The organism is Fibrobacter sp. (assembly GCA_017503015.1).
Lineage (GTDB): Bacteria > Fibrobacterota > Fibrobacteria > Fibrobacterales > Fibrobacteraceae > Fibrobacter.
Map to the genome: position 1 here is coordinate 1 of JAFVTX010000022.1, position 10,368 is coordinate 10,368.

Here is a 10,368-nt window from a genome sequence, read left to right on the forward strand (position 1 = left end):
ATCATTGACGGAAATGCTAACGACGAAAATGGTACGGCTTCCTTTGCTATCAACGCCTCCACGGGCAAGATTTCTGTTAAGGGAAAGTTAGATTTTGAACGTATTGAGAGGTATCCTCTTAAGGTGCGGGTTTCTGATGATGGAGGTCTTTACAAAGACATTATTGTTGTCGTAAATATCTTGGATGAAAACGAACCCCCTGTAGCAGTCAATTGCACGGGCTCGGTGAAAGAAAATTCCCTCATCAATACCTATACAAACTGTCATATTGCGGCTAATGACCCGGAAAACACGACCCTAAAGTACGAGATTACAGGTGGTGAAGGCAAGGAACTTTTCCGGATTGATAACCAAGGGGATATTTGGACTGATGGTGCCATAGACTACGAATCCCTGCCGGCTGGTGCAAAGTACTATACGTTGACTGTTACGGTCAAGGATAAAAACGGAGCGTCCGGCTACAAGTCGACAACAGCGACGGCTACGATTACTGTTACCGACGTGAACGAACCGCCTGCTGCTCCTGCCGATACCTGCTGGATAAAGGAAAATACCAAGACCCCGTTCTACAAGAAGGATGGGACTACCACCAAGACTTGTTCCGTGGCAGGCTCTGACCCAGAGGGCAAGTCCTTGACTTATTCCATAACTGCGGGTAACACGAATACGACATTTGCGGTCAATTCATCTTCTGGTGTGATTACGGCAAGCAAGGCCCCTGACTTTGAAACTACGCCGGAGTTCCCCCTGGTTATTGAAGTCTCTGATGGTGTAAATGAACCCGTCAAGACCCTGGCCCTTATCAAGGTTATTGATGTGAACGAGGCTCCCACGGCCAAGAATACCTCTTGTACGATTGCCGAAAATTCTCCAATCAACTTGGTAACGCCTTGCTGGATTGAGGCAAGTGACCAGGATGGCGACGCGCTGACCTATAGTATTACCAGCGCGACACAGAATGGTGCGGACTATTTCAGGGTTGATGAGCACGGCAATATCGTGGTGAAGGCTCTCATTGACTACGATGCCCTAAGTTCTGATAAGTTCTTTGTCCTTACGGTTACGGTTTCCGATGGCCGTGGCAAGACGAAAACGGCCACAGCCACGGTGAATATCACCGATGAAAATGAGGCCCCTTCCGTTACCCAGGATACCTGCTGGATAAAGGAAAATACCAAGACCCCGTTCTATCAGAAGAACAAGACCACCACCAAGACTTGTAAAGTTACCGGCACAGATCCGGAAGGCAAGACCTTGAGCTATTCCATTTCGGCGGGTAATGCGAATTCAACATTTGCGGTCAGTTCTTCTGGCGAGATTACGGCCAGCAAGGCTCCTAATTTTGAAGATGTCTCTGACTACACTCTGGTCATTGATGTCTCCGATGGGACGAATACGACCAAGACGGCTGTTTTGGTCCATGTCATTGACGTAAACGAACGGCCTACGGCAGTGGTGGAGACCAATCCGTCTGAGGTCCAGGAGAATTCTTCTGTCAATACTTATGTGACTTGGGTAAACGCATCCGATATTGAAGATGGCCTGAAACTGACATATAGTATTGTTGCCGGCAACGAAAATGGGGCCTTTACCATAAAGTCTTCTGGAGTTGGCCAAAACGATGACGGCGAAATCCGCGTGGCTAAGGATATCATAGACTTTGAAACCAAGTCCTCTTACTCGCTAACAATTCTTGTGTGCGACCAGGGAACTCCTGGCACAGCTGCCGATACCCTGTGTGTTGATGTGGTTGCGAACATCACGGTGAAGGACGGCAATGAGAAGCCCACAATCACGGGAATTCCCGACCAGGTCATTGACGAACATACTCCGGTGGGAACTCCGGTGGGAACGGTTACGGGAACAGATCCCGAAGATGGTGACCTGACGTTCAGCTTTGCCGGCGGAAACAATGGTCAGGCATTCGCCATCGACCCGACCACTGGTGTAATTACGGTGGCCAGGGACATTGATTTCGAAGCACTGACCGATACGGTGTTCAAGATAAAGGTTCTTGTTGTAGATAACGGCGGCCTCCGCGATGAGACCTTTGTCAATATTGCCATCCGTGACATCAACGAAGGTGCCGAAATCGACGACGCCACTATGACCGTGGCCGAAAACCAGCCCAAGGGGACTCCGGTTGGAACCTTGGAACTTTATGACCAGGATACAAAGAACGAGAACCGCCAGAATAAATTCCAGGCTATCGGTGGTGACAAGGATTTGTTTACCATTGATGCGACTACAGGTGAGATAAAGACCAACGCTGTATTCGATTACGAAGCCAAGACTTCTTACAGCTTAGTGGTACGTGTCTACGACCAGGACGGCAATGCCGACACGGCTACGGTTAAAATCAATATCGCCGACGTGAAGGAATCCTCAAACATTGTGGTGACTTACGCCGAAACGGGTAGTGGAGCCTGGAGCCAGACCAATCCGGTGGGAACCCTGTATATCAACGAGAACAGCATGCTTCTCCAGTGGACTGCCGATGGCAAGCCTATGCCCGACACCCTGCTGGAAAATCTCCACGAAGGTTACAATGTGGTGACGCTGACCTACACGGACCCCACCAAGAACAAGGGTGTCACGGAAACCGTGGGTATCTTTGTCAGCACTCGTACTCCCGAAGTGACGGTGACCACCTCTGCCAACCACGACAATTCTGCAAGCATTTACACCCTGGTGGAAACTCCTGCCGAAGGCGATACCTCCGTATACGTGAACAAGAAGAACAACGACATCGTGATTACGATTAGGGAACCGGTCATCGACGAGACCTATTCGGATTCTTCTTGCAACTACGAAAGCCATACCTTTACGGTGAATACGGAACTGGAACCGGTGACCATCCCGTCCAATACCTACAGTGTCATGGACAAGATTGCTGCCGCCGGCCCTGTGCTCAGCGACAATCCTGCTTCCGAGGTGACCTATTCCCAGTACAACAAGGACCAGGTCAAGGTCTCTTACACAGAAAAGGTTGCCGGCGTGGATGTGACGATTTCGTACGTGACGGACAAGGACGGCAACGTGGAAAAGATTCCGGTGATTGGCGCCAATGGAAAGATTGATTCCATCGAGGTCATTACGGTGTCTTACCAGGTGAACATGGGCGGCAAGGCGGTGAACGTTTCTTACGTGGCCGATGCCATTACGGGTCAGCCCCTGAAGACCACCACGGTGAACAACACTGCTTCCAGCAGCGGCACTGCGTCCAATGCGGGGAATTCTGGTTCCAATGGTGGATCAGGTAATGGCAAGCCCGGCTCTAATGGTGGCAACGGCGGTGCAAACGCCGGAGCTAACAACGGCTCTAGCGGTAATGGCGGTTCCGGCAACGCAAATTCCGGTACGGGCAATGCCGCCCCTGTGTACATGTACTCCCTCACCGAAGGCGAGGTCCTTTACTCTGTGACCTACGACTTTACTACCAAGGCCAAGGGCATGGGCGAGACCACCGTGCAGGTAAGCTACACGGTTGACCAGAAGGGCAACGTGACCAAGGACAAGGATGGCAACGTGGGTTATTCGGTGAGCTATACCTATGTGAATGCGATGGGCAACTCTTCGACCCAGTCCGTGTATATCGTTGTGGACCTAATCCCGCCCAAGGTGAAGATTATGTCGCCTGCAAACGACTCCGTGCTCCACTCCAATTCTGTCAATGTGAAATGGTGCGTTGACTTTGGGGACGGTCGCGGTTGCGTTGAACAGGATAGCCTGAACGTTGAGGGCTTGCAGCCTGGCGAAGTGAACGAGATCGTTCGTCTCTATCGCGACAAGGCCGGCAACGAGGCTTCCGATGTGGTGTACGTCATGGCCAAGAACACCAAGGACGTGGATATATCCGTAGAAAAGCCGGTGACATCCATTACCAAGGAAGACGTGGACAAGTACTACGCCGCCAAGGAACCTGAAAAGGGTCAGACCTTTGCCATATCCATTTACAATCCCCAGACCGACAAGGAAATCGAGACCATGGTGGGTGGCGATTTCAAGAACAGGGAAGTTACTTCTGGCGAGGAGGTGTACCCCGGCTTGAAGGGCCATTTGGGTCCGACTCTCGGAATCCAGGCCAAGGTGCCGGTCATCAACTCTGTAGACGGCCTTGCAACGCTTGACGACCTGGTTGGTGCAGACGGCATGATCCTGCTGGATGCGGTGGATGCCGTGGGCAGCAAGAAGGTCTCTGTGGACGAGTTTGTGGCAGAACACTGCAATGCCGATTTCAAGGCGGAGCTGGGTAGCGATATCAGCAAGGCGAACATCTACGACACCAAGATGAGCGCCAAGATTTGGGTTTACACCTCTCTCGGCCAGTTCGTGGATTACTTCAGCTTTACTCAGGAACTGAACGACCCGAGCTATGCAAGCGATGCCGGTGTGCTGACCATGTACTTTGAAATGAAGCCCGACAGGAACGGCGATGTGCATACGGCCAACGGCCGCCTGTATGCTACCGGTGCCTATGTCTACAAGACAGAAATCACCATGAAGAGCAAGTTGCGTTGCGACCTGCCGCCCTTCGACGATGCGACCAACGTGAACAAGATGGACCAGACCAAAAAGGTCAAGGAAGACCTGCTGAAGTCCTTCGGTTACAAGCGGCCCAAGTCCGGCAAGTAGTAGCCCCGGCTGCCAGTCCGGCACGAACAAGACCAAATGAAAAAGCCCTGCAACGCAGGGCTTTTGCCGTTTATACCTGAGACGAGACGCTGGTCTGGATCCTTCGCGCGGTCGCGCTCAGGATGACAACGTTTAAGACCCGAAGCTCACAACTCACAACTCACAACTCACTAACTATTCCTCGTACTTCACTCCGGTGGCGATGAACTTGATTTCGCCGCCCTTGGGGGTAAGCGTCACGAGCTTGGAGTCAAAGCCCTTGCCTTTGAGGTATTCTCCGATGGAATTGATTTTACCTTCGGGACCACTTACCTCTAGCGTAAAGTTGTGCTTGCGCATGAGCATAATAACATCGTTCAGGGCGGTGTAGCTAGAGGCGATAAGCTTGTCGGAGTTCTTGAAGAATTTGATTTCCTTGGCGATAGCGCTCAGGTCCTGCTTGGTGTTGCGGGCGCAACCGCTTTCGTCTACCTTGACTTTTGGGAGCGTTGCTGGGCATTTGTCCAGGTGGTCGGGCACTCCGTCAAAATCGGAGTCCATGATGCAGCCCAGACTGTCTACAACGGCTCCTACCGGGGTTTTGGGACATTGGTCTATGGCATCTGGCACCCCGTCCTTGTCGGTGTCCAACGGACAGCCGTTTTTGTCTACGGGATAATCCTTAGGGGTGTCGGCGCAATTGTCGTGCAGGTCAGAAACGCCATCGCCGTCGGTATCTACGGGGCAGCCGTCCTTGTTGACGGTTTCTCCAAGTTCCGTTCCTGGGCATGAGTCTACTTCGTCGGGGATGCCATCCCGGTCTTCGTCCATAGGGCAGCCGAAGGCGTTGATTTTCCAGCCCTCGGGCGTGTTCGGGCAGGCGTCGTTTTCGTTAAGTACTCCGTCGTGGTCTTCGTCCAGGGGGCAGCCCTTGGCGTCTACGGGGTCGTCTTTGCGGGTGTTCGGGCACTGGTCCGCATTGTCGTCAACTCCGTCGCCGTCGGTGTCCAACTTGCATCCGAACGCATCTACGGCCATGCCGTCAGGAGTGTTGGCACAAGTGTCCTTGTAGTCGGGGACTCCGTCTTTGTCTTGATCCAGCGGACAACCCAGAAAGTCCACTTTTACGCCCAAGGGTGTTCCCGGACAGTCGTCCACGATGTTCAGCACTCCGTCCTGGTCTTCGTCAACAGGGCATCCGCGGCTGTTTACCACCATGTCGCGGGCAGATCCCGGACACATATCCAGTCGGTCGGGCACTCCGTCGCGGTCGGCATCTTTCCAGCTGAAGTCGATGGCCTTGCTTATGCCGATGGTCATAGAAATTTTCGGGGTTCCCGAAACGGTGTAGTGAATGTCTTTTCCTTCATTTTCGCGGGTGACTTGGTGACCGTTGCGCAGTTCTGTTCCCCTGAAATAGTCAAGACCAAGGTCGACGCCTAGGAGCAAATTGAAATCCTGTGGCAGGTGAAGCTTTACTGCAGGCGAAATGCGGAACCCGTCTTTCTCCAGGTGGTTGCTGAATCTGCTTGGACTGATTTTTGTTTCACCTGAAATTTCAAGAATGACGGATATTAATTTGTGTGGAAAAAGATTGAACCCGCTTCCCCATACTACGTACTCTGTACCGAAGTGACCGAAATAGGTATTCCATTGAACAATGTCAAAAAGTTCAAGAGTCAGGAACAGCGTTGTGGCAAAGGACCAACTGCCGTAGGTATAGGCATGGGTTGTTTCGTCTCCATCCTTGATGTTCCAGATGCGTCTGGGGCGGAAACCGGCGTCTTTGGTGCCTGTAGGGGCGAATACCTCAAGGGAGATTGCTGGCTTCAGGGGAAAATCCGTCGGGAGCGATGCCTTGCCGTATATCTGCATGTCGCCCAGCCCCGTAGTCTTGTAGTCCGTCTCCTTGATTTGACCGTCATAGTAGATAGGCTGGTAAATGCCGAACTCGAAATAGTCTAAAGGCGCGTATGAGGCTTGAAGGGCTCCGCCCGATGAGGGAATATTGCTTGGAACTTCGTGTTCCGTGCCTGTGCCGGCGTCCTCGAATCCGTTGATGGCCATGGGGGAGCCGTCGCTCAGGTTCTCGAAATTCCCGGAAAAGAAGAAAAAACCCTGACCTAGGGTGGTGGACGAGGGTACCCTGAAGCCGTCACCGTTGCGAATGGCACCGGTATGCGAAAATGCGTAAGTCGTTGCTAGACAAAGAGTTACGAACAATTTTTTAGCATTCATCGCAAAAAATTTAATTTTTTTTCGCAAAGGTATTGACTTTTTGAAGTTTATGTATACATTTCCACTCGTGGAACCGAATCGAGAGACTAAATCAGGACTCCCTCCTTGGCACAGAAAGGCCCAAAAAGCCTATCGGGTCAATAGGGTCATCATCGTGCTCCAGATAGTGGCGTCTTTGGTGATGAGCGGGGTAATCCTGGTTGGAATCAGTCGTGTCCTGCACTGAGGAGAATTCTATGTTGAACTATGCGTACCATTGCGGCCGTAGGCCGAAGAGTGATTCTTTCGATAATTCCCTTCCTTTCCCCAACGAGGAAATCGAAGAGGAAATCGAGGAGGAGGAAGAAGAACTGGACGAAGAGGTGGATTTCGACCAGCCGTCCTTCAAGCGCGACCAGATCTGGTCCGACTACGCCGAAGACCTGGATTACGACCAGTGATATGCCTTTCTAGGCATATCGTAGTCCTGGGAACTTTTCTTTCGGTTATCCTGCTAGCTGCCTGTGCCCCGGCACAGGCTCCAGTTGCAAACGATGTTCCTTCGGGCGGCCCTGCGGGTAAGCCCGATTCTTTGGTGTATTCCGAAGACGGTCCGGAATCCTTTGCTCAGGTGGCCCTCCGGGAAAAGGTCCACGATTCCCTGGCGGTCCGGCCTTCTTGGACTTATTACCAGTACGCCCTGGAGGCCATGGACAACCAGGAATGGCTCTTGGCCAGGCATTACTTGGACGAATCCCTGCGGCAGTTCATTGCCGAAAAGCACGACACCCTTTACCATAATGTTCCCGAATCCGTTGATTCCATATACCGGGCACAGATGCCGCTCCGCATTGTGGATGCCCTGGACGAGGTTTACCCGAACATTTCAGAAATCGGCGTAGATGCAGGGGTGTTCGAGCAGAACGAAGTGTCTATCGAGGGTGTGGATGCCCTGGACGAAAGCGCTGCGGATAGCGCTGCCTTGCAGGTTATCGAAAACTTCTTGGATACCATAGATGTGGCTCAGTTTACGCTGCCCGTGGTGTTCAACGAAAGGGTGATGCAAGAAATTTTCTACATGAGCGGCGGGGCGCGGTCCTTTACCGAAGGCTCCCTTAACCGCAAGACGGCCTACGACTCGTTAGTTTATTCTAAGCTCGACGAGATGGGCATGCCCCGCGACCTGATTTACCTGGCCCTGGTGGAATCCGGTTTTAAGCTGAAAGCCTATAGCCGCGCCAAGGCCAGCGGCATGTGGCAGTTCATTCCGGAGACGGGCAAACGCTACGGCCTTGCGGTGGACTACTGGGTGGACATGCGCCGCAATCCGGAGATGGCCACCACGGCCGCCCTCAAGTACCTGTCTCGCCTGTACAATGAATTCAACGACTGGCTGTTGGCCATGGCCGCCTACAACTGCGGCGAGGGCCGCGTGCGCCGCCTGGTCAAGGAGAAGATGGCTGATTCTACCTGGGACACCACTCAGGTGGTGACGTATTGGGATCTGGAACTGCCCAAGGAAACCATGCGCTATGTGCCGAGAATCCTGGCCGCTATGGTGATAGGCCATTATCCTGAACAGTACGACATGAAAATCAATCGGCAGTACAGGCCCGACTTTGATACGGTGACGGTTTTTGACTCTTTCCCGCTGGAAGAGGTGGCCAAGGTTTTGAAGGTTCCTGAAGACACCCTGCGGAGCCTGAACATGGAACTGGTCAAGTGGTGCACGCCGCCCAACAGGGATTCTTATTTGCTTCGCCTGCCGGTGGGAACCCGCAGCGCCTTTGTAGACGGCTACGACAAGATGGAAAAGAACAACTTTTCTAGCTGGCACCACCACAAGGTCAAGCGGGGCGAAAGCCTGGGCGTGATTTCGCGACAGTACGGCATTTCGGTGAAGGAACTCCAGCAGGCCAACGACATGAAGGGCACCCGTATTCGTGCGGGGCAGACCCTGCTGATTCCCATCAAGGTCACCCCCAAGAAATCTACGGGCAAGAAACCTGCGAAAGTCAAGACCTATGTGGCCAAGTTGGGCGACAACGTGGCTACGGTGGCTCGGCTCTTTGGCGTGTCTCAAGAAAGCATCCGGGTGTGGAATTCCATGAAAGAGGACCACGTGGTGAATCCGGGGGATACCCTGTTTGTGTCCAAGCCGGAACTGAAACCCGTGGTGCCCCAGGCGAGTTCGGCTCCGAAGCTTGCCAAGGGCGAACGCTACGTGGTGGTCGAGGGCGACACCTACGCCGAAATCGCGAAGAAGTTCGGCGTGCCCGTGGTGATGCTTCTGGAGGCCAACGGCGGCTACAGCCATCGCCTTTCTGTAGGGGATTCCCTGGTGATTCCGGAGTTTACCCAGACCGTGGTGAAGAACGCCCCGAAATCTTCTGAAAAGCAGGCCAAGGCGGACAAGTCTTCTAGCGAAAAGCCATCGGCCAAGCCGGCAAAGACCGCCGATAAGCAGGCGGGCTCGGCTAGCGCAAAGTCGGAAAAGCCTGCCAAGGAGCGGGTTCATGTGGTCAAGAAGGGGGAGGGCCTGTGGGACATTTCCCGCCAGTACGGCGTGACCATCGAGGACATTGTCCGCTGGAATAACCTCAAGGACACCAAAATCCGCATTGGCGACAAGCTCATCATCCGAAAATAATGCAAAAAATCGCTTTTTTTTGAAAAAAATGTGTATTTTCTCGAAAAAAAGTGTAATTTTAGTGACAGAAAACGAAAAAACCATTACGGAGCCCCGAAAATGAACAAAAAAATCCTTGGATTGTGCGCTATGGGCCTGCTGGCAGCAGGCCTTACCGCCTGTAACGATACGATGGACCCCAACGATCCCCAGTCCGTGCGTAAGTACCTGACGAAGCAGAAAATCGCCTTTACGCCGAACCAGTTCGTGTCTTATGCGGTGAACAGCGATACCGCCAAGATGACCTTGTTCTTGCAGGCTTCTATGGAAATTGACGCCGCCGCCGACAACGGCAACAACGCCGTGGCCATCGCCGCCAACAAGGGCAACGTGATGGTGCTGAACTATTTGTTCGACCACGGTGCCAAGGCCAATGTTCGTAACGGCAATGGCGAGCAGGTGATTGACAACGCCGTGATGATGGGCAACAAGGAAGTGGTGACCCTGCTTCTGGCCCAGCTCAAGAAAGAAGGCGTAGATGTGCAGAACCTGGGCACGGCCGTGACCATTGCCGCCAAGACTGGCAAGGTGGACATGTTGGAACTGCTGGCCGACGCTGGCGCCCCTCTCGAGGTCAAGAGCCCTGATGGTTATTATCCGATTCACCTGACGGTGAAGGGCGGTCACTACGACGCCATGATGTTCCTTATCAAGAAGGGCGTAGATGTGAACGTAAAGTGCGGCCAGGGCTACTCCGTGATGGACTGGGCCAAGAACGAAGGCTACACCCGCCTGATCAAGGAACTGAAAAAGGCCGGCGCCAAGAACACTGCCGCCTACACAAAGGAATTCGGAAAGTAATTCCTGTTGATGTTTAAAAGGAAAAGTCCCGCAGAAATGCGGGACTT

The 10,368-nt window shown here is 53.0% G+C and carries 5 protein-coding genes; 4 read left to right on the forward strand and 1 reads right to left on the reverse strand.

Going from position 1 to position 10,368, the window contains the following annotated elements; all coding sequences use genetic code 11:
• Positions 1-4,635 (forward strand): cadherin domain-containing protein (locus IKB43_03990; GenBank protein ID MBR2469299.1); only part of this gene is annotated, 4,635 nt, incomplete at its 5' end.
• A 174-nt stretch (positions 4,636-4,809) separates the two neighbouring features.
• Here IKB43_03990 and IKB43_03995 read toward each other — a convergent pair.
• On the reverse strand, positions 4,810-6,852 hold the full coding sequence (locus IKB43_03995) for a thrombospondin type 3 repeat-containing protein (GenBank protein MBR2469300.1): 2,043 nt from the start codon (positions 6,850-6,852) through the stop codon (positions 4,810-4,812).
• A 236-nt stretch (positions 6,853-7,088) separates the two neighbouring features.
• Between IKB43_03995 and IKB43_04000 the strand changes: the two genes are divergently transcribed.
• From IKB43_04000 to IKB43_04010, 3 genes are all read left to right on the forward strand, one after another.
• A complete protein-coding gene (locus tag IKB43_04000) occupies positions 7,089-7,292 on the forward strand; it encodes a hypothetical protein (GenBank protein ID MBR2469301.1) in 204 nt (67 codons plus the stop codon).
• Positions 7,292-9,481 (forward strand): LysM peptidoglycan-binding domain-containing protein, encoded by a 2,190-nt coding sequence (locus IKB43_04005; GenBank protein ID MBR2469302.1) that lies wholly within the window; start codon positions 7,292-7,294, stop codon positions 9,479-9,481. The genes IKB43_04000 and IKB43_04005 overlap by 1 nt, the downstream gene beginning before the upstream one ends.
• A gap of 99 nt (positions 9,482-9,580) precedes the next feature.
• Positions 9,581-10,321 (forward strand): ankyrin repeat domain-containing protein, encoded by a 741-nt coding sequence (locus IKB43_04010; GenBank protein ID MBR2469303.1) that lies wholly within the window; start codon positions 9,581-9,583, stop codon positions 10,319-10,321.
• The last annotated feature ends 47 nt before the right edge of the window (positions 10,322-10,368 follow it).